Annotated in this window: 16 protein-coding genes; 5 read left to right on the forward strand and 11 right to left on the reverse strand. The window is 65.9% G+C overall.

What is annotated here, in order from left to right:
• Window positions 1-52: 52 nt before the first annotated feature.
• The 11 genes from ABIE08_RS11075 to ABIE08_RS11125 form a co-directional block, all read right to left on the reverse strand.
• Window positions 53-1,027 (reverse strand): ABC transporter ATP-binding protein, encoded by a 975-nt coding sequence (locus ABIE08_RS11075; protein ID WP_354550958.1) that lies wholly within the window; start codon window positions 1,025-1,027, stop codon window positions 53-55.
• Window positions 1,024-2,037 (reverse strand): ABC transporter ATP-binding protein, encoded by a 1,014-nt coding sequence (locus ABIE08_RS11080; RefSeq protein WP_354550959.1) that lies wholly within the window; start codon window positions 2,035-2,037, stop codon window positions 1,024-1,026. Before ABIE08_RS11080 ends, ABIE08_RS11075 begins: the two co-directional genes overlap by 4 nt.
• Window positions 2,038-2,862: an ABC transporter permease gene (locus ABIE08_RS11085; protein ID WP_354550960.1), complete on the reverse strand. Its 825-nt coding sequence runs from the start codon at window positions 2,860-2,862 to the stop codon at window positions 2,038-2,040.
• 17 nt (window positions 2,863-2,879) lie between these two features.
• Window positions 2,880-3,872 (reverse strand): ABC transporter permease, encoded by a 993-nt coding sequence (locus ABIE08_RS11090; RefSeq protein WP_354550961.1) that lies wholly within the window; start codon window positions 3,870-3,872, stop codon window positions 2,880-2,882.
• Between the two features lie 67 nt (window positions 3,873-3,939).
• A complete protein-coding gene (locus tag ABIE08_RS11095; protein ID WP_354550963.1) occupies window positions 3,940-5,532 on the reverse strand; it encodes an ABC transporter substrate-binding protein in 1,593 nt (530 codons plus the stop codon).
• Window positions 5,533-6,015: 483 nt separating this feature from the next.
• Window positions 6,016-6,672, reverse strand: a complete 657-nt coding sequence (locus tag ABIE08_RS11100) for a TetR/AcrR family transcriptional regulator (protein WP_354550964.1) — start codon at window positions 6,670-6,672, stop codon at window positions 6,016-6,018.
• A gap of 211 nt (window positions 6,673-6,883) precedes the next feature.
• On the reverse strand, window positions 6,884-8,614 hold the full coding sequence (locus tag ABIE08_RS11105; RefSeq protein WP_354550965.1) for a GMC family oxidoreductase: 1,731 nt from the start codon (window positions 8,612-8,614) through the stop codon (window positions 6,884-6,886).
• Between the two features lie 4 nt (window positions 8,615-8,618).
• Window positions 8,619-10,043: an NAD-dependent succinate-semialdehyde dehydrogenase gene (locus ABIE08_RS11110; RefSeq protein WP_354550967.1), complete on the reverse strand. Its 1,425-nt coding sequence runs from the start codon at window positions 10,041-10,043 to the stop codon at window positions 8,619-8,621.
• Between the two features lie 149 nt (window positions 10,044-10,192).
• Window positions 10,193-11,956: a SulP family inorganic anion transporter gene (locus ABIE08_RS11115; protein ID WP_354550968.1), complete on the reverse strand. Its 1,764-nt coding sequence runs from the start codon at window positions 11,954-11,956 to the stop codon at window positions 10,193-10,195.
• Between the two features lie 43 nt (window positions 11,957-11,999).
• Entirely contained in the window at window positions 12,000-12,926 is a 927-nt protein-coding gene (locus ABIE08_RS11120) for an MBL fold metallo-hydrolase (protein WP_436409521.1), read from the reverse strand.
• Complete coding sequence (locus ABIE08_RS11125; protein ID WP_354550971.1) at window positions 12,883-14,361, reverse strand: aminotransferase class V-fold PLP-dependent enzyme; 1,479 nt, start codon at window positions 14,359-14,361, stop codon at window positions 12,883-12,885. The genes ABIE08_RS11120 and ABIE08_RS11125 overlap by 44 nt, the downstream gene beginning before the upstream one ends.
• A 142-nt stretch (window positions 14,362-14,503) precedes the next feature.
• On the opposite strand from ABIE08_RS11125, the gene ABIE08_RS11130 reads away from it, so the two are divergent.
• The 5 genes from ABIE08_RS11130 to ABIE08_RS11150 all read left to right on the forward strand — a co-directional run bounded on the left by ABIE08_RS11130 (window position 14,504) and on the right by ABIE08_RS11150 (window position 19,379).
• Window positions 14,504-14,980, forward strand: a complete 477-nt coding sequence (locus ABIE08_RS11130) for an Lrp/AsnC family transcriptional regulator (protein ID WP_396309112.1) — start codon at window positions 14,504-14,506, stop codon at window positions 14,978-14,980.
• 98 nt (window positions 14,981-15,078) lie between these two features.
• Window positions 15,079-16,788, forward strand: coding sequence for a GMC family oxidoreductase (locus ABIE08_RS11135; protein ID WP_354550973.1), 1,710 nt, complete (start codon window positions 15,079-15,081; stop codon window positions 16,786-16,788).
• Between the two features lie 36 nt (window positions 16,789-16,824).
• The gene (locus ABIE08_RS11140) at window positions 16,825-17,562 is read left to right on the forward strand and encodes an aspartate/glutamate racemase family protein (protein ID WP_354550975.1); all 738 of its coding nucleotides are present in this window, start codon (window positions 16,825-16,827) and stop codon (window positions 17,560-17,562) included.
• A 4-nt stretch (window positions 17,563-17,566) separates the two neighbouring features.
• Window positions 17,567-18,061, forward strand: a complete 495-nt coding sequence (locus tag ABIE08_RS11145; RefSeq protein WP_266330023.1) for an Lrp/AsnC family transcriptional regulator — start codon at window positions 17,567-17,569, stop codon at window positions 18,059-18,061.
• Window positions 18,062-18,194: 133 nt separating this feature from the next.
• Window positions 18,195-19,379, forward strand: a complete 1,185-nt coding sequence (locus ABIE08_RS11150; protein ID WP_354550976.1) for a saccharopine dehydrogenase family protein — start codon at window positions 18,195-18,197, stop codon at window positions 19,377-19,379.
• The last annotated feature ends 242 nt before the right edge of the window (window positions 19,380-19,621 follow it).

Consider the following 19,621-nt stretch of genomic DNA (forward strand, 5'->3'; position numbering starts at 1 on the left):
TTCGCAATTCGCTCGTCAGGCTCGGTCATCCCACCGGACGCAAGACCCGCAGTCAGGCATGGGCGGCCGGCGTTGCGGTCCCCGCCCATTCCCTGGCGCGATGACAGGCGACGCGATGGCCGTCGCCAAAGTCCTCGAGCGCCGGAACATCGCGGGCGCAGACCTCGATTGCAAGGGGGCATCTTGTCCGGAACCGGCATCCGCTCGGCGGATGCAGCGGGTTGGGCAATTCGCTGGCGAGCGTCACCATTGGCCCAGTGGCCGCGACCCGCTCGGCATCGCCCGCCGTCTGCATCAGCGCGCGCGTGTAGGGGTGCAGCGGCAGCGACCAGACGCCCTCGGCCGGGCCAATCTCGACGATGACGCCGAGATACATGACGGCGATCCGGTGCGAGACATAGCGCACGACTTCGAGGTCGTGCGAGATGAACAGGAAGGTCAGTTCCTGCTCCTTCTGCAGGTCGAGCAGCAGGTTCAACACCTGCGCCTGGACCGAGACGTCGAGCGCCGAGACGGGCTCGTCGCAGATGACGATCTTCGGCTCCAGCGCCATGGCGCGGGCAATGCCGACGCGCTGGCGCTGGCCGCCGGAAAGCTGGTGCGGCAGGCGATCGTGCATGGCGGCCGAGATGCCGACGCGCTCCAGCAGCGCCTTGGCCCTTGCGGCACGCTCGGCGCGGTTGCCGAGCCGATGCACCGAGAGCGGCTCCTCGACGAGTTCGCGCACGCTCATGCGCGGGTTGAGCGAACCGTAGGGGTCCTGGAACACCATCTGGATATCGCGCGCCTGCGCGCCGCGACGGCTTGGATCGGTGTCGCGGCCATCGATGCGGATGGCGCCGGATTTCGGCGTGTTGAGGCCGACAATGGCGCGGGCGAGGCTCGACTTGCCGCAACCGGATTCGCCGACCAGCCCAAGCGTCTCGCCGGCTTCCAGCTCCAGGCTGACGCCGGCGACGGCATGGACGACGCCACGCTTCGTCCGGTGCTCGACCACCATGGCGTCGATCTGCAGGCGCGGGCTCATGCGTACTGCTCCTGCTGCAGCGGGTGGAAGCAGGCGAAAGACCGGGCCGTTCCGGGCTCCGGCGTCAACGGCGGCACGATCTGCCGGCAATCGGCCTCGGCGCGAACGCAGCGCGGCTCGAAGGCGCAGCCGGGCGGCCGGGCGGAAGGCACCGGAACCGTGCCGGCGATCTCCCGCAGCCGGTGGCCATCGGTGACGAAGCTGCCATGCGGGCGGGCCTGGATCAGGCCCTCGGTATAGGGATGGCGCGGCCGCTCGAACACGTCCGCCACCGTGCCGCTTTCGACGACGCGGCCGGAATACATGACCGCGACCCGGTGCGCGACGGAGCGGACGACATGCAGATCATGCGTGATGAACAACATGCCGAGCCCGAGATCGCGTTGCAATTCCTTCAGCAGATCGAGGATCTGACCGGAAATGGTGACGTCGAGCGCCGTGGTCGGCTCGTCGGCGAGGATCAGCTTGGGCCGGCCGGCCAGCGCCATGGCGATCATGACGCGCTGGCGCATGCCGCCGGAAAGCCGGTGGGGATATTCGCCGAGCCGCGCTGCCGCGGCCGGAATGCGCACCATGTCGAGCAGTTCCAGCGCCCGCGCGCGAGCGTCCGACCGCGAGATCGTCTCGTGCAGGCGGATCGCCTCGACCAGCTGGCGCTCGACGGTCAGCACCGGATTGAGCGCCGAAAGCGGGTCTTGGAAGATCATCGCCATGATCGAGCCGCGCACCTTGCGGATGTCCTGCTCGGATGGCGAGGTCAGGTCCTTGCCGGCCAGCGTGATGCGCTTCGCCTCGACGGCCAGCGTCTTCGGCAGAAGCCGCATCAGCGCCAGTGCCGTCAGAGACTTACCGGCGCCGGATTCGCCGACCAGCGCCAGCGTCTCACCGGCGGCGACGGAGAAGCTGACATCCTCGACCGCGCGCACATCGCCGCGCTTATCCTTGATCAGGATCGAAAGCCCCTCGACATCGAGCAGGCTTTCCCTCGGCACGGAAGCGTTCGGCATCATCTATCGCTTCCTAAAATGGGGGTTGAGCGCATCGTTGATCGCGTCGCCAAGCAGGTTCAGCGCCAGCACGGTCATGACCACGAACAGGCCGGGCAGCACGCAGATGAACCAGGTGCTGCGGATCGATGGCCGACCGACATTGATCAGCGTGCCCCAGCTCATGACATTGGGATCGCCAAGCCCGAGGAAGGAAAGGCCCGCCTCGGTGATGATGGCGGTGGCGACCAGAACGGCGGCGACGACGATGACCGGCGACAGGCTGTTGGGCAGCACCTGGGTCAGGATGATGCGCGGCGTCGACATGCCGATGATCTTGCAGGACTGGACATATTCCGTCTCGCGCACGCGCAGCACCTCGGCGCGCGTCAGTCGGGCGACCGGCGGCCAGGAAACCACGGCGATGGCGATGACGATGTTGGTGACCGAGGGCGACAGGATCGACACCAGCACGATGGCGAACAGGAAGCCCGGAATGGTCTGGAAGGCGTCGGTGACGCGCATCAGCACGGCATCGACGCCGCGGCCGAAATAGCCGGCGATCGAACCGACCGTGATGCCGACCGCGAGCGCGCAGACGGTGGCGACCAGGCCGACGATCAGCGACACGCGCGCCCCATAGAAGATTGCCGCCAGGATATCCCGCCCGAGCGAATCCGTGCCGAAAGGCAGGCCCGGTCGCTGGCCCGGCCACATATAGGGACGCGCCACCAGCGCCCACGGCCCCTTGGGGAAGAAATAGCCGGCCGAAAGCGCCATGCCGACGATCATCAGCAGCAGGAACAGGCCGACAAAACCGGCAGGGGAAAGCAGGACGCGGCGAAGCATGATGATCCCCTTGCGTTTCAGCGACTGACTTCGACGCGCGGGTCAAGCAGCGTGTAGATGAGGTCGATGATCAGATTGACGAGGATGATGACGAAGGAGCAGACGACCAGCACGCCGAGGATCAGCGGATAGTCGCGCTCGAACACCGAGTCATAGGCAAGGCGGCCGACGCCGGGGAGGCTGAAGATCGTCTCGGTCAGGACCGCGCCGCCGAACAGCTCGGCAATCTGCAGGCCGACCATGGTGACGACCGGCAGCAGCGCGTTGCGCAGCGCATGGCCGATGATGACGTGGCTGGTGCCGAGCCCCTTGGCATAGGCGGTGCGGATATAATCCTGGTTCAGCACCTGCAGCATCGAGGCGCGGGCAAGGCGCGCATAGATCGCGATGTAGAACAGCGACAGAGACAGGACCGGCAGGATCAGATGCTGCGCGACATCGCCGACCATCTGCAGCGTCGTCATGTCGACGCCGGGCGTGGTAAGCCCGCCGACCGGCAGCAGCTTGAGCTTGACGCTGAAGATGATGACGAGGCCGAGACCTGTCATGAAGACGGGCGTGGCGTAGAAGATCAGCACCACCATCGAGATGATGACGTCGATCGGCCGGTGGACATGGCGGGCGGCGAAGACGCCGGCCAGCGTGCCGATGAAGACGGCGACGGCGACGGAGCAGACCACCAGCAGGATGGTTGCCGGCAGGCGCTGCAACACCAGCGACAGCACGGTATTCGAGTTCCGGAAGGAATAGCCGAGGTCGCCCTGCAGCACCCCGGTGACGTAGTTGAAGAGCTGGACCAGCATTGGCTGGTCGAGGCCGTAGCGCGTGCGCAACGTCGCCATCAGCTCGGCGTCCATGTCGCCGCGCTGGCCGCCGAGGACATCGACCATGTCGCCGGGGACGAGGTGCAACAGCATGAAGCTGCCGATCACGACGATGGTGATGACCACGAGGGACTGGAGCAGCCGCCATCCAAGATAATGCAACAGATGCCGGTTCAAGGCGGTCATGTCTCCGGGTGGCGGGCGGATAGGGAACGGGAGCCGGCGGGCAGATCGCCGCCGGCTCCCATCGAGCTTACTGGGCCGGCGTCAGATAGACGTTGGCGAAGTTGCTGTAGGTGCCGTTGGCATCGATCGTATGGTTCTTCAGCCGCTTGCTGGCAATGGTCACGCTCTCGACCGCGACCAGCGGGAAGACCGGCAGGTCTTCCATGGCGAGCTTCTGGAAGTCGTGATACTCGGCCTTGCGCTTGGCGGGATCCATTTCGGAAGCAGCCGTCTCAAGCAGCTTGTCCATCTCCGGGTTCACATAGTGCGAGCCGTTGGAGAAACCGACGCCGGGCTTGAAGCTCTGCGACCAGAAGGTGCGCTGCGTGCCGATCGTCGGATCCGAGCCGCCCGTCAGCAGATTGACGGTGAACTGGAAGTCGCGATCGGTGTAGACGCGCTTGACGAAACCGGCGAAATCCTGCGCCCGCACCGTCAGGTCGATGCCGACCGCGCGGAAGGCTTCGCGCATATAGGCGGCGATGCTCGCCTGGTGCTCGCCATAGGGCAGCGGATCGACGGTGAGCTTCAGGCGGATGCCGTTGGCGTCCGGCTTGTAACCGGCCTCGTCAAGCAGCGCCTTGGCCTTTTCCGGATCGAAGGCGTATTGCGGCACGCCGCTCGAGTCGAACATCTCGGTCAGCTGCTGGTGCAGCGGCGTCTCGGCCGACTTGCCATAACCGAAGAAGATGTTCTCGACGATCCAGTCGCGGTCGATCGCATGGGCGATCGCCTGGCGGACGCGCTTGTCCTTCATGACGGGATCATCGAGGTTGAACTCGATCATCTCCATCTCGTTCTGGAACTCGTAGCCCTTGGTGGTGATGTCGAATTCGCCGGTGGCGGAGAGGCGCTCGAGATCGGCCATCGGCACCAGGTTCTGCGGCGCGATCTGGGCTTCGCCGGATTCGATCGCCGAGGCGCGGGTGGCCGGATCGGGGATGAAGCGGAAGATCAGCTTGTCGAGATAGGGCTTGCCCTTGTCCCAGTAGTCCGGGTTGCGCTCGAGCACCAGGTTATCGCCCGGCGCGAACGATACGAACTTGAACGGACCGGTGCCGATCGGCTTGAGATTGGCCGGGTTGGTGGCGATGTCCGTGCCCTTGTAGAGATGGGCGGGCAGGATCTGCGCCTGCTGCGCGGCCAGGCTCTTCAGCATGCCGGGCGACGGCTTCGAGAGAACGAAGATCGCCGTGTAGGGGTCGGGCGTCTCGACGGCGGTGACGTTGCCGAAGATGGTGCGGCCACGGCCGTGCAGGACCTTCCAGACTTCCATGGTCGTGAAGGCGACGTCCTCGGAGGTGAACTCCTTGCCGTCATGCCACTTCACGCCCTTGCGCAGGTTGATCGTGACGCGCAGGCCGTCATCACTGACCGAAAAGCCCTCGGCCAAAAGGGGCTTCGGATTGAGGTCATAGTCATAGGTGAACAGGCTGTCGGAAATCTTCGATGACACCACCTGTTCCGCGCCCGCCGTCGTGATCGCCGACGTCAGGATCTGCGGCGCGGGCGACATCAGGAACGTGACGTTTCCGCCGCGCACCGGCTCTTCCGCCTGCGCGAAGGACGTCAGCGCGCAAAGCGCCGCGCCGAGACCGAGTAGCAACTTAGCTGGACGCATGAATGAACTCCCCTTGATGACTGCATGACGAAACCGAAGCGCGACGACTGCCGTCCCGCCATTCACGACCACCGCGCTTCGCGGCGCCGCTTTTGCCGGTCGGCACCCGGCTGCACGCGCGAGGCCACTCCTTCGGCAAAATAGCAACTGCGTCCGCCCTCCCCGAGGCAAACGCCGCCTAAGTCAGTCCCAGAAGCAAAAAATATGTTTCATACCTTCATTTCAAACGAATGTTTTGTTGCTGGTCAAGCGCTTTTAGCGGGCAGGAAGGATTGCATCCTGACCGAGGACTCCAACGAGGGAGGCATCCGCCCTTCCGCGCCGGAAATCGGGCGCGATGGCGCAGCAACGCTCGCCTTCGCGCAGCGTACGCGGCGACGGAGGGCTCGCAGGATTTGCGGCTTGGACGAGGTCTAGGGTCGTGTTGCAAGCGGCAGGGGCGCGGCCTGCCCAATCCCGAGGCGGGGCCCGGCGCGCGGCGGCTCAGGGGCTCGCGAAGGCGGGGGCGCGAAAACCGGCGGCGATGAAGTGGACGAGTTGCCGGATCAGCGTCTCGTTGTCGAGCCGCGCCTGCTTGATCGGCAGATCCGGCAGGTCGCGCGCCGCGGGGTCGAGGTCGCCCAGGATCTGCATGATGGCGCCACGGGCGAAGTCATAGCGCAGGCCGATTTCCTCGCGGGTGAGCTCCGGCAGCGCCCGGCCCAGCGCTTCGACGAACAGGCGATGGATGCTGTCGAACTGGTTGGCGAGGATGGTGTTGGTCAAGGGCTGCGGCAGGGCGCGCACCTGCAGCAGAAGCCGTACCGGAGAGCGGCCGCCATATTCGTCCAGGCTCTGCTCGACCATCGGCCGGACCAGCGCCTCGATCAGGTTTTCGAGCGGGATAGCCGCGTCGCCGTTCAAAGCCACCAGCTTCTCCAGCGAATGCAGGCGGCTCTCGTTGATCGGCCGCAGGCAGGCTTCCAGCACGGTGCGGGTCAGTTCTTCCTTCGAACGGAAGTAATAGTTCACCGCGGCGACGTTGGCGCCGGCCTCGACGGTGATCTCGCGCAAGGTGGCGGAAGCAATGCCGCGATCGGCGAATACCCGTAGCGCAGCCTTGATGAGCCGCTCCCGCGTGTCCGCTTCCTTGCCTGCCATTGCTGTGCTTTCCGATACGACCAAGGCACCCGTTCTCCCCAATCCGATCCGACCTGCGCACCCGCGCCGACTCGGCGCTCATTGGCGACCTGCGCCGCAGATTACAGGTTAACCTTCACCACGTCCGATTGGCCATCACGCCCGAACACCCGCAGAACGCTAACTGCGGGTTTTGGTAGGCTTTTTCACCATGTTTTGCCGTCGTAACGCATCACCAGGCAGTACGGTGGCCTTCTTTTCGCTCCGCGAGGATCAATGCGCTCATTCGCTCGGCGATCATGATGGTCGGCAAATTTGTGTTGGCGCGCGGCGTGAACGGCATTACCGAGGCGTCGACGACGCGCAATCCCTCGACGCCGATCACCTTGCCGGACGGGCCGACCACCGCATCCTCGTCGGTGACGCTGCCCATCCTGCAGGTTCCGGAGGCATGCCAGACGCCATGCGCCTTCTCGCGCACGAAGGCTTCCAGCAGGTCGTCATCCGCCATCATGGCGGCGACCGGCGCATCCGACGTGACGACGTGCTTCAACAGCAGCCGCCGCATCCAGTCCGGTCCGTCCAGCATCGTCGCCAAAATCTTGGTCATGACGTAGTTCTTGGTGCTGATGACGCCGAGATCGCGGATCCGCTCGGTATAGCTGGTCGGGAACGGATCGTTGGCGACCGATTGCATCGCCGGCGTGTCGTAGAGCCTGGCGATCAGCCGCATGCCGGCTTTCAACCGCTGCACGTCGCGATTGTCGGAGAGCAGCGCGAACTCGACATGCGGCTCGGCATCCGCCGAGGCGCTGTCGAGCGTGACGAAGCCTCGCGAGTGGGCCCGGTTGACCCAGGTCATCAGCGAGCCGACCTGCTGGCCGACCGGATGCCAGCCCGAGGTGGTCATCGCCACCATGTACATGTCCTGCGGATCGCCGCCCTCGACGCCGGAGGAATAGCGCAGCGCCGTATGGATATGGCGCCGCAGCTTCTTGCCGAGGCGGGCGTCCGGCTTGACGTGCGACGAGATCGAGATCGTCGGATGTTCCTGCAAATTCTGGCCGACGCCGCGCCGGGCCGCGACGACCGGGATGCCGAGACGGCGCAGCGTGTCGCCCGGCCCGATGCCGGCGCGCATCAGCATGGCCGGCGAATGCAGGGCACCGGCGCAGATGATGGTTTCGCCGGCGACGATCGTCTGGGGGCCCTGCTCCGTCTGCGCCTCGACGCCGGCGATCCGGCCATCCTGCTGGATGAGCTTCTTCACCATGGCGTTCGGGAGGATCGTCAGGTTCAGGCGCTGGCGGACCTTGTTGTCGAGATAGGCGATCGCAGTCGAGACGCGCCGGTCATAAATATTGGAGATCGCGACCGGGAAGAATCCGTCGCCGAATTCGCCGTTCTGGTCCTGCAACTGCCGGAATCCGGCCGCGCCCCAGGCCTCGACCGCCGCATGCGAGAATTTCGGCCAGGCGTCGGGAAAGATGCGCCGGATCGGCAGCGGGCCGGTCTGACCGTGCAGATCGCCGGCATAGTCGAGATCGCGCTCCGCCTTCTTGAAGAAGGGCAGCACGCCGTCCCAGTCCCAGCCCGTCGCACCGACCCGCGCCCAGTCGTCATAGTCGTCCGGAGTGCCGCGGTTGGCCTGCATGTCGTTGAGGCTGGAGCCGCCGCCCATCAGCCGCGCCTGCTCGTAGCGCCGAGGCACCGCCTTGCCGGGATTGTTGTGCGGCACCGGCTGCAGGTGGACGCGCAATTCCGGCCAGACATTCTTGGCGTTGAAATACGCGACGCGCGGATAGCTGTCGAGAATGGCGGGCTCGACCCGGTCGGGCGGCGTATCGCGGCCCGCTTCCAGCAGGATCACGCGATACCTGCCGTCCTCCGACAGGCGGCTCGCCATGACGCAGCCGGCCGAACCGCCGCCGACGACGACGAAATCGCAGGTCAGCTCCGGCATGGCCTCAGCCTTCGTTCACGAACTTGGTGACGAGATAGGAATCGAGCCCCTCAATGCCGCCTTCGACGCCATAGCCGCTATCCTTGACGCCGCCGAACGGCGTTTCCGCGCTGCTGGCGACGAAGGTGTTGATGCCGACGACGCCGACCTTCAGGTCGCGGGCGATGCGGCGCGAATAGGCGGTCGAATGGGTGAGGGCATAGCCGGCAAGTCCGAACGGCACGGCATTGGCGGCGGCGAGCGCCTCGTCGAGATCGGCAAAGGGGGTGATCGTCGCCAGAGGGCCGAACGGCTCCTCGCTCATCACCTTGGCATGGGCCGGCACGTCGGCAAGCACGGTCGGCTCGAAGAAATTGCCCGGGCGATCGATGCGCTTGCCGCCGGCAACCAGGCGAGCGCCGCAGGAAACCGCCTCGGCCGTCAGCCGCTCGACCGCGTCGACGCGGCGCGCATTGGTGAGCGGCCCCATCACGGTCGCCGGATCGAGGCCGTCGCCGACCTGCACGGTCTTGGCGAGGCGGGCGAATTCGTTGACGAAGGCCTCATAGATCGACTGATGCACGAAGAAGCGCGTCGCCGAGGTGCAGACCTGGCCGGCATTGCGGAACTTCGCCGTCGCCGAACGGGCGGCGGCCCAGGCTGGATCGACATCGTCCATAACCAGGACGGGCGCATGGCCACCCAGTTCCATGGTCAGGCGCTTCAGGCCGGGCGCGGCGAGCCGCGCGAGTTCGCGGCCAACCGCGGTCGAGCCGGTGAACGACACCTTGGCGACCTTGGGCGACGCCATGATCTGGGTCGAGATATCGGCCGGACGTCCCAGGACGACATTGAGCGCGCCGGCCGGCAGTCCGGCGTCATGCAGGCACTGGGCAATCGCCAGCGGCGCGGACGGGGTTTCCTCGGCCGGCTTCAGCACGACGGTGCAACCGGCGGCGAGCGCCGCGGCGACCTTCTTGCCGGAGGTCATGGCCGGGAAGTTCCAGGGAGACATCGCCGCCACCACGCCGACCGGCTCCTTGAGCACGACCATGCGGCCATCGTGCGGTCCCGGGATGATACGGCCATAGGCGCGGCGTGCTTCATCGGCGAACCAGTCGAAAACCTCGGCGGTGGCGAGGATCTCGCCCCGCGCTTCCGCCAGCGGCTTGCCGTTCTCCAGCGTCAGCCCGGTGGCGATGTCGTCGGCACGCAGCCGGATCAGATCGGCGGCACGGCGCAGCACGCGGGCGCGCTCGACCGGCGCCTTGCGGCTCCAGGCCGGAAAGGCTGCGTCCGCCGCCTCGATCGCCGCCGCGACATCCTCGGCCGAGGCAATCGGCAGCGGCGCCAGTTCCTGCCCGGTTGCCGGGTTGACGATGACGTTGGAAGCCGTTTCAAAGGTCGAACGGGCGATCCCGTTGATCAGCAGGGTCGGTGCAGCGTACATGGGGCGCGCCTTGGCTAGATCCTAATCAATCATTTAAAACATTTATTTGAATGCGTGCTCAAGTGAAAACGCGCCCTGCCCCGACGGCGATGACAGACATAAAAATGCGCGTTCGGCCGAAGCATCGGCGCGGAGAATAGAATTCTCCCTCAGGCGCGCTCCACGGACGCCGTCCCGGCCTCGACCATGGCGGGGACCGGCAGGGTCAGCGCGCGGACCGCTTCCATCTGGCTCAGGAACACCTTGCCGGACAGTTTGGCGAGAAAATCGGATCGGCGCAGCCGGTCCATCACCGGCCCCTTCACTTCCGACAGGTGAAACTGGATGCCGGCGTCCTGCAGACGGCTGTTGATCTCGAACAGGCTGTCGAGCGCGCTGGAATCGATCGTGTTGACGGCCGGGCACATCAGGATCAGGTGCCGCACCTTCGGCCGCTCCGCCACCAGCCGCAACACGCTGTCTTCGAGGAAGCCGCAATTGCCGAAATAGAGGCTTTCATCGACGCGCAGGCCAAGCACGGCCTCGTCGGTGAGGACGGCATGGCGCTCGACATTGCGGAAATGCTCGGTCCCCGGCATCTGGCCGACGACAGCCATATGTGGCCGGCTCGTGCGCTGGAGATGCAGGATCAGCGAAACGGCCACGCCGGTAACGACGCCGATCTCGACGCCCCAGATCCACGTCACCAGGATCGTCGCGCAGATTGCGACGAAATCCGGCCGCGAATAGGCATAGACGCGCCGGATCGCCGCGATGTCGACCAGCGACAAGACCGCGACGATGATCGTCGCCGCCAATGTCGCCTGCGGCAGGTGCGCCAGATAGGGCGTCAGGAACAGCGTGACGAGACCGATGCCGATGGCGGTGTAGAGCCCGGCCGCCGGCGTCTCGGCGCCGGCATCGAAATTGACCACCGAGCGGGCAAAGCCGCCCGTGACCGGATAGCCCGAGGAAAAGCCGGAAGCGAGATTGGCGACGCCAAGCCCGATCAGTTCCTGATTGGGCGAGATCCGCTGCCGCCGCTTCGAGGCAAGCGTTTGGGCGATCGAGATCGACTCGACGAAGCCGACGACGCTGAGCAGCAAGGCGGGCCCCGCCAGGCGCGTCACCGTCTCGATCGAAAGATCCGGCAGCGCGAACACCGGCAGGCCCTGCGGGATCGCGCCGACCAGTTGCACGCCCTTGGCCTGGAGGTCGAAGACAACCGCCGCCGCCGTCGTCACGACGATCGCCGCGATCGGCCCGAGCCGCACGATCAGTTCCGCCGCGGCGCGACGCAGGCCAAGCCGCAGCAGCACACCCTTTAGCCGCGAGCGCACGAAGATCAGGAAGGCGACGACCCCGACGCCGATCAGGACCGTATAGGGATTGAACAGCGGGACCGCGTGGAACAGGCCTGCCAGCATGTCGGGCAAGGTGCTGCCGCCGGCCGGGACACCGAGAACATGCTTGAGCTGGCTGACGGCGATCAGCACGCCGGATGCGGTGATGAAGCCGGAAATCACCGGACGGCTGAGCAATCCGGCCAGGAAGCCGAGCCGGAACACGCCCATCAACACCAGGATGACGCCCGAGAGAAAGGCGAGCGCCACCGCCATGGCGAGGTATTCCGGCGATCCCGGCGCCGCCACCTGGCTGATCGCGGCGGCCGTCATCAGCGAGATGACAGCAACCGGGCCGACCGCCAGCGTCCGGCTGGTGCCGAACAGCATGTAGGCGACCAGCGGCAGCATGGACGCATAGAGCCCGACCTGGGGCGACAGGCCGGCCAGCATCGCATAGGCGAGCGATTGCGGCACCAGCATCACCGTGACGATCACCGCGGCGATCAGGTCATTGGTCAGCGTCGATCGATTGTAGCGGCGGCCCCAGTCGAGAATGGGGAGGCTTCGTTGCAGCAGTCTCGCGATCACGCTTAAGGCCCGTGTTGGAGGAAGGCGTCAGAGATGGGAACGATCAGCCCCAGTCCGGCTCGCCCAGCGCGCCGATCGGGATCTTCAGATAGCGTCGGCCATTGGCTTCCGGCGCGGGCATCCGGCCGCCATTCGTGTTCACCTGCAAGGCATGCAGGATCAGCTTCGGCATTGGCAAGGTCGCATCGCGTCGGCTGCGCAGCGCCACGAACTCGGCCTCGGTTTCGCAGGTGGAAACATGCGTGTTGCGGGCGCGTTGTTCGGCGACCGTGCTCTCCCATGCGGGCTTGCGGCCACCAGGCTGGTAGTCATGCCCGGTGAACAGCCGCGTCTCGTCCGGCAAGGCCAGAATGGCCTGGATCGAGCGCCAGAGATCGCTCGCCGATCCGCCCGGAAAATCCGCCCGCGCCGTGCCGCTGTCCGGCATGAACAGCGTGTCGTGCACGAAAGCCGCGTCGCCCACGACATAGGTGATCGAAGCCAGCGTATGGCCGGGCGAGAACATCACCCGCGCCTCGAGATCGCCGATGCGGAATCGGTCGCCATCGGCAAACAGCCGATCCCAGGCCGACCCGTCCGCCGGCAGGTCGGTCCGATTGTAGATGTCGTTCCAGATCGTCTGGACGCCCACCACTTTCTCGCCGATCGCCGTCGGCGCGCCCGTCCTGCGGCGCAGATAATCGGCGGCCGAAAAATGATCGGCATGCGGATGGGTATCGAGGATCCATTCCAGCGTCAGGCCTTGCGAGGCGATGAAGTCAAGCAGGCGATCGGCATTCCGGCTGGCGACCGAGCCTGACTTCTCGTCGAAGTCGAGCACGGGGTCGATGATGGCGCAGCGCCGCGTCGCCGGGTCGGCCACCACATACTGGATCGAGAACGTCCGGGGATCGAAGAACCCCGTCACCTGCGGCCGGCCGGCCAAGTCAGGCCGCCTTGTCGGCAGGGCGGAACTTCGCCGTCGCGACATCGACCTGATAGGCGGCGGCAGCGGACGGGTCGCGCGCCAGTTGGTCGACCGAGCGGATCAGGAAATCGGCCTTGGCATCGTCCATCAGGAAGCTGAGGTTCAGCCGCACCCAGCCGGGCTTCTCGATTTCCTGGCCGGCGCCGATGCTGGCGCGGATCGCGTTGGAGGCGTCCTCGTCGATGCCAAGCAGGCGATGCGCATAGGGGCCGGCGCAGGCACAGCCGCCGCGCGCCTGGATGCCGAAGCAATCGCTCAGCATGCGGGTGAAGAGCTGGTGGTGGACGAAGCCGCCTTCGCCGTTCAGCACGCGCATGGAGAAGATCGGCAGCCGCTCGCCCTTGTCGACACCGAGCAGCTTCAGCCGCGGATTCTGCGACCACACGGCCAGCGCCCGGGCGTTCAGCTCCGCGTGGCGGCGATCGATGAAGGCCTGGCCGACCGCATCCTTGACGAGAAAGGCCAGCACGGCGCGGATGTCGCCAACGACGTTCGGCGTTCCCGCCTCTTCCCGCGCGGCGAGATCCTTCACATAATCATGGCCCCAGGGTGAAACGAACGACACGGTGCCTCCGCCGGGCCAGCTCGGCCGCGTCTGCGTCACGGCGGATTTCCGCACCACGAGAATGCCGGAGGCGCCGGGTCCGCCGGCGAACTTGTGCGGCGACAGCACGATCGCGTCCTTCGCCAGGCCCTCGCCCGGCGCCATGTTCATCGGCATGTAGGGGCCGCCGCCGGCATAGTCCCAGACGGCGAGCGCGCCATGCCGCTTCAGCAGCGCCGTCACCGCATCCGTATCCGTTGTGATGCCGGTGACGTTGGAGGCGGCCGAGAAGGCGCCGATGCGAAGGCTCCGGTCGCCGGTTCGCGCCAGTGTCGCTTCGAGCTCGCCGAGATCCGGGCCGCCTTCGGCCGCCTCGGCGATCTCGATCACCTCGGCGCCGCTCTCGCGCCAGGGCAGGATGTTGGAGTGGTGCTCATAGGGGCCGACGATCACCAGCGGATTTTCGCCGCGCTGCGCCGCATCGGCGACGCCGAGCAGCGAGACCAGCCGGTTGATCCCGGCGGTCGCGCCCGAACCGGTGAAGATGACGGCGCAATCCGCATCGGCGCCGACCAGCCGACCGATGGTGGCGCGCCCCTCGCGGCGCATCCGCGTCATCGCGCCACCGCAATAGGACGCCTCGGTATGGCTGTTGGCGTAGAAGGGCAGGACTTCTTCCATGACGAAGCTCTCGACCTGGCGCAGCGCCCGGCCCGAGGCAACGTAATCGGCATAGAGCAAGGGCTTCGGCCCGAAGGGGCTTTCGATCAGCTTCCCCTCGCCGATCAGCCCTTCGCGCAGTTCGCGCACGATATCGGGACTCGCGAGGCCGGCGCGAAAACGCTGCAGCGGCGTGGCGTTGACGGTCTCGATCGTGTCGCGGGGAGTATCCATGGCCGTGCGCCTTCTGAAGGAAGAAGCCCGTCGCAGGCGTGGGCCGGAACGGGTCATTCAAACCATCATTTCAACTTCCAAACGCGGAAAATACACCAATTTTATTGACATAAGGGTCCGAAATAGATCACCTGATCGGATCATGAAGCCAAAATTCGATCACATGGACTTGCGGATTCTGCGCGCCCTGCAGAATGATTCATCGCTGTCGCAGCGCGAGCTGGCCGAGACGGTGAACCTGTCGCAGAACGCCTGCTGGCGGCGGCTTCAGGCGATCCAGCAGAGCGGCGTGATCCAGGGCTATTCGGTGCGCCTCAACCGCGCCGCGGTCGATCTCGACGTGGTCGTCTTCGTCATGATCCGCACCCGCCATCATTCCAAGGCGTGGCTGGAAACCTTCCGCCAGCATGTGCAGTCCATGCCGGAAGTGATCGATTTCTACCGCATCGGCGGCGACTACGATTACATGCTGAAGATCGTCACGCACGACCTGGCGAGCTACGACCGCTCCTACCAGCGCCTGATCGAGAAGGTCGAACTGGACACGGTCACCTCCTATTTCGCCATGGAGGCGATCGCGGAACAGCGCCCCTTCCCGATCCGCGATCTCGGCGGCTAGCCGGTGCACGCCCCAGGCCGCGCAGTCCGATTGACGATGCCCGATCGTGGATCTAGAAATTAAACAGTTGTTTTAATCAGCGGATTTGCGGGCTCGCCATGTTCTTCGACCATATCATCGTTGGCGGCGGCTCCGCCGGCTGCGTGCTGGCCAACCGGCTTTCGGCCGACCCGAAGCGCCGCGTGCTGCTGATCGAGGCGGGACCCGACACCCCGCCCGAAGCGGTCCCCGCCACGATCTATGGCGAAGGCTTCCTGCCGGATTATTTCCAGCCCTATCGCTACTGGACGGAGCTGAAGGCCTATACCGGTCCGATCGGCAACAAGTCGGCGGACGAGATCAAGGCCGCGATGCCCGAGCGCCGTTACGAGCAGGCGCGCGTCATGGGCGGCGGCTCCTCGGTCAACGCCCAGGTGCTGATCCGCGGCCTCGCTACCGATTATGACGAGTGGCAGGCTATGGGCGCGGCCGGATGGTCTTGGGACGACTGCCTGCCCTATTTCAAGAAGATCGAGCGCGACCTCGATTTCACGACGCCGCTGAGCGGCACCGAAGGGCGCATCCCGATCCGCCGCACCTTCCCGGAATATTGGAGCCCGTTCGCCCTCGCCTTCCGCGACGTGGTCGGCAAAGCCGGCATTCCCTATCTCGACGACAGCCACCAGCAGGTCGGCGACGCCTGCTTCCCGTTCGGCCGCAACAATGCCTACAACCACCGGGTTTCGTCGGCCGCGGGCTATCTCGACGAGTCGACCCGCCGTCGCCCGAACCTGAAGATCCTCTCCGGAACCGTGGTGCAGGGGCTGACCGCGGAAGGCCGCCGCATCACCGGCGTCACCATCCGCCGCGACGGCAAGGACGAGCGTATCGAAGCCGGCGAGGTCATCCTGTCGGCCGGCGCGCTGCACAGCCCGGCCTTGCTGATGCGCGCCGGCATCGGCCGCGCCGAGCATCTCACCGAGCACAATGTCGCCGTGCTCGCCGACCGGCGCGGCGTCGGCGAGAACCTCCTCGACCACCCGCTGATCGGCTTCGGTGTCCATCTGAAGCCGGAGGGCCAGCTTTCGCGCGCCGCCAAGAATGGCTTCCTGATGCATATGCGCTGGAGCTCGGGTCACCCGCAGACGCCGCGCGTCGACATGAAGCTGACCGTCTCCGGCCGCTTTGCCGCGACGCGGCTGGGCGAACGCCTCGCCACCGTCAATTTCGGCCCCAACAAGGCCTATTCAAAGGGCATCGTGCGACTGAACGATGCCTCGCCCCATTCCGAGCCCTTCGTTGCCTTCAACTATCTTTCCGACCATCGCGATCTCGAGCGCTTCATGACCACGGCGCGCCAGGTCGCCGGGTTCCTGACGCAGGGCCCCGTTTCGGACTATGTCAGCGCCTTCTGGCCGGGCATCTACGCGGCCTCGCTGCGCAACCTGACCGCGCCGACGGCGATGAACAAGATCATCACCAATGTCGCGGCCGGCCTGCTCGATCTCGGGGGCGCGGCGCGGCAGCTCGTGCTGGGCGCGGCCATAGACAAGCGCTTCCCGCTCGACAAGACCATGGCCGACGAGACGCTGATGGAAGAATGGATCCGCGCCGGCGTGCAGGGCGACTGGCATCCCTGCGGCACCAACCGCATGGGCCGCGCCGATGATCCGAACGCCGTGGTCGATCCGCATGGCTCGGTCTATGGCGTCGAGGGCTTGCGCGTCGCCGACGCATCGATCATGCCGTCGATCCCGGCCGCCAACATCAACCTGACGACGATGATGATCGCCGAGAAGATCGCCGACGATATCCTGGCCGGGCGCTAAGGGCCGAACGCAGGACCAATTCAGGAGACGAGGAACGTGGGAATCTATCGGGTTCGTCCGGATGCGCAGAGCTATGGCCATGAGATCGGCATCCTGCTGATCGCCTGCTCCAACCCCTTCCCGCCGGGCGATGTCGGCAACGCCTGGAGCTACAATTATCCGGTGCTGTACGAGACGATCTACGACGTCACCATCGACAGCCTGATCAACGAGGGCGACCGCTCGATGGCGCCCTCGGTGGTCGCCGCGGCGAAGAAGCTGCAGGGCATGGGCGTCAAGGCGATCACCAGCGATTGCGGCTACATGCTGTATTTCCAGGAGGAAGTCGCCGCCGCGCTCGACATCCCAGTGATGCTGTCGAGCCTGCTGCAGCTGCCCTTCATCGCGGCAACCCTGGCGCCCAGCGCCTCGATCGGCGTCATTTGCGCCAACAAGGATCGGCTGACGCCGGAGCTGCTCTCCTACGCCTATCCGCACCCGACCCGGGAGTTGCATGTCGCGGGGCTGCAGGACGCGCCGGCCTTCCGCTATGCCATTCTCGACGAGAAGGGCGAGCTCGACAGCGACGCGGTGGAAAAGGAAGTCGTCGAGCGCGCCGTGAAGCTGGTCGAGGAACATCCCGAAATCGGCGCGATCCTGCTGGAATGCTCCAACCTTCCCCTTTACGCTGCGGCGGTACAGCGGGCGACGGGCCGGCATGTGTTCGACTTCCTGACGATGATCGATTTCGTACAGGGAGCGGGCCGGCGCCGGACCTATCAGGGAGGCTACTGAACCGATGGACAGTCCCGGCTCCGGCAAAGACGCAGCTTCCAGCGGCCGTGTCCGGGACAAGCAGCCCACGCTCGACGGCACCGATCGCAAGCTGATCGCCCTGTTGCAGGAGAATGCGCGCGAATCCGTCACGGAGCTGGCGCGCAAGCTGAAGCTCGGCCGGACCACCGTGCACGAGCGGATCGCCAAGCTCGAGAAGAGCGGCGTCATCCTCGGCTATTCCACCATTCTGTCGCGCAATCTCGGCACGCCCGCGAGCCGGGCGATCGTCATGCTGAGCCTGGTGCAGCGCATGCAGCCGGCCGTGATGGAGCGGCTGCGGCGGCTGCCGGAAGTGCTGACCTGCCACACCGTCAGCGGCGACTTCGACCTCGCTCTCATGGTCGAGGCGCCGCAGATGGACGATCTCGACGCCGTGCTCGACGAGATCATCAACCTTCCCGGCGTCGAGCGCTGCCGCAGCTCGATCATCATGACGACCAATTTCGACAAGGGCTGACAGCGCTTCCGTCATTTCGTCGGTCGGGCCGTCCTTTTGTCGGCGGAACGGCGGTCGAGCTTTATTTTTCACGCTGGCGACCGCATCGCCCGCCCCGGACAATCGGCACCTCGAGAGCGAGGGAGCCGCCGCCATGAAAACCATCACCGTCGTTGGAGCCGGAAAGATCGGCAGCACCATCGCGTCGATGCTGGCGGAGACGGGCGACTACCGGGTCGAACTGGTCGACCGCAGCGAAGCGAGCCTCGACGCGCTGCCGGCACTGCCGCGCCTGACGCACCGCGTGGCCGATGTCGCCACCGAAGGCGCGCTGGTCGAAACGCTGGCAGGCTCGTTTGCCGTCATCAGCGCCCTGCCCTTCCACCTGACGACCGCCGTCGCCACGGCCGCGATATCAGCCGGCGTGCACTATCTCGACCTGACGGAAGACGTCGCCAGCACCCGTTTCGTGAAGAGCATGGCGGCGACCGCCAGCGCGGCGCTGATCCCGCAATGCGGCCTCGCCCCCGGCTTCATCTCGATCGTCGCCAACGACATGGCGCGCGATTTCGACAGCCTCGACAGCATCCGCATGCGGGTCGGCGCGCTGCCGCAGTTTCCCTCCAACGGGCTCAATTACAGCCTGACCTGGAGCACGGACGGCGTCATCAACGAATATTGCGAGCCCTGCGAGGCGATCACCAATGGGCGGCTCGTCTCGGTGCCGCCGCTGGAAGAACGCGAGGAATTCTCGCTCGACGGCGTGCTCTACGAGGCGTTCAACACCTCCGGCGGTCTCGGCACGCTGTGCGAGACGCTCTCCGGCAAGGTGCGGCGGCTCAACTACAAGACGGTCCGCTATCCCGGCCATGCGGCGATCATGAAGGTGCTGCTCGACGATCTCCGCCTCGGCGCCCGGCGCGAATTGCTGAAGGATATCCTGGAACAATCGCTGCCGACGACACGGCAGGACGTGGTGGTGATCTTCGTCAGCGTCAGCGGCATGAAGCAGGGCCGGCTTGTCGAAGAAATCTACGCCAAGAAGATCTATAGCCGCGGGGAAGGCCCGAGCGCCTGCAGCGCGATCCAATTGACGACGGCCTCGGCCGCCTGCGCGGTGCTCGACCTGCTGGCCGAGGGAAAGCTTCCCGCGACGGGACTGGTCCGGCAGGAAGACATTCCGATGGCGGCGTTCCTCGCCAATCGCTTCGGCTGCGTCTACCGGCCGGACGGATCCGGCATCACCAACAGCCAGGGGAGGCAGGAAAAGACGGCAGAGCCGCATCCTGCCGATGGCGCCCGCCGCCACGCCAAGGCGGCGGGCCTCCTGCCCGCATAAGAGTGAAAGTCTGGAACCAGCCGTGCGGCCGCTTCCATTCATCACCTCTCCCCGAGGGAGAGGTGATGAGGAATGCGGCTCGACGGAGGACATCGGCTGGCTTGTTACGCTGCGGGCCGGACACTCAGGAACCGACAAAGTCGGTCGGCCAGGACATCGCCCCGACCGGGAACCATCGCGCCGCTGAGGGGTTGCCCTACCAGATGCGGCGCGCGTCAACCGGACGTGGCGGCACGGGGAAC

Origin of the sequence: Kaistia defluvii, from assembly GCF_040548815.1 — a bacterium.
In the GTDB taxonomy this organism is placed as follows: Bacteria; Pseudomonadota; Alphaproteobacteria; order Rhizobiales; family Kaistiaceae; genus Kaistia; species Kaistia defluvii_A.

Bases quoted from the DNA above. Each gene is read 5' to 3' on its own strand.
- ABIE08_RS11130 (WP_396309112.1), top strand. From the start codon at position 14,504: ATGAAGCCAAAATTCGATCACATGGACTTGCGGATTCTGCGCGCCCTG.
- ABIE08_RS11100 (WP_354550964.1), bottom strand. From the start codon at position 6,672: ATGGCAGGCAAGGAAGCGGACACGCGGGAGCGGCTCATCAAGGCTGCG.
- ABIE08_RS11145 (WP_266330023.1), top strand. From the start codon at position 17,567: ATGGACAGTCCCGGCTCCGGCAAAGACGCAGCTTCCAGCGGCCGTGTC.
- ABIE08_RS11105 (WP_354550965.1), bottom strand. From the start codon at position 8,614: ATGCCGGAGCTGACCTGCGATTTCGTCGTCGTCGGCGGCGGTTCGGCC.
- ABIE08_RS11110 (WP_354550967.1), bottom strand. From the start codon at position 10,043: ATGTACGCTGCACCGACCCTGCTGATCAACGGGATCGCCCGTTCGACC.
- ABIE08_RS11150 (WP_354550976.1), top strand. From the start codon at position 18,195: ATGAAAACCATCACCGTCGTTGGAGCCGGAAAGATCGGCAGCACCATC.
- ABIE08_RS11135 (WP_354550973.1), top strand. From the start codon at position 15,079: ATGTTCTTCGACCATATCATCGTTGGCGGCGGCTCCGCCGGCTGCGTG.
- ABIE08_RS11120 (WP_436409521.1), bottom strand. From the start codon at position 12,926: ATGTCGCGACGGCGAAGTTCCGCCCTGCCGACAAGGCGGCCTGACTTG.
- ABIE08_RS11125 (WP_354550971.1), bottom strand. From the start codon at position 14,361: ATGGATACTCCCCGCGACACGATCGAGACCGTCAACGCCACGCCGCTG.
- ABIE08_RS11090 (WP_354550961.1), bottom strand. From the start codon at position 3,872: ATGACCGCCTTGAACCGGCATCTGTTGCATTATCTTGGATGGCGGCTG.
- ABIE08_RS11075 (WP_354550958.1), bottom strand. From the start codon at position 1,027: ATGAGCCCGCGCCTGCAGATCGACGCCATGGTGGTCGAGCACCGGACG.
- ABIE08_RS11085 (WP_354550960.1), bottom strand. From the start codon at position 2,862: ATGCTTCGCCGCGTCCTGCTTTCCCCTGCCGGTTTTGTCGGCCTGTTC.
- ABIE08_RS11080 (WP_354550959.1), bottom strand. From the start codon at position 2,037: ATGATGCCGAACGCTTCCGTGCCGAGGGAAAGCCTGCTCGATGTCGAG.
- ABIE08_RS11095 (WP_354550963.1), bottom strand. From the start codon at position 5,532: ATGCGTCCAGCTAAGTTGCTACTCGGTCTCGGCGCGGCGCTTTGCGCG.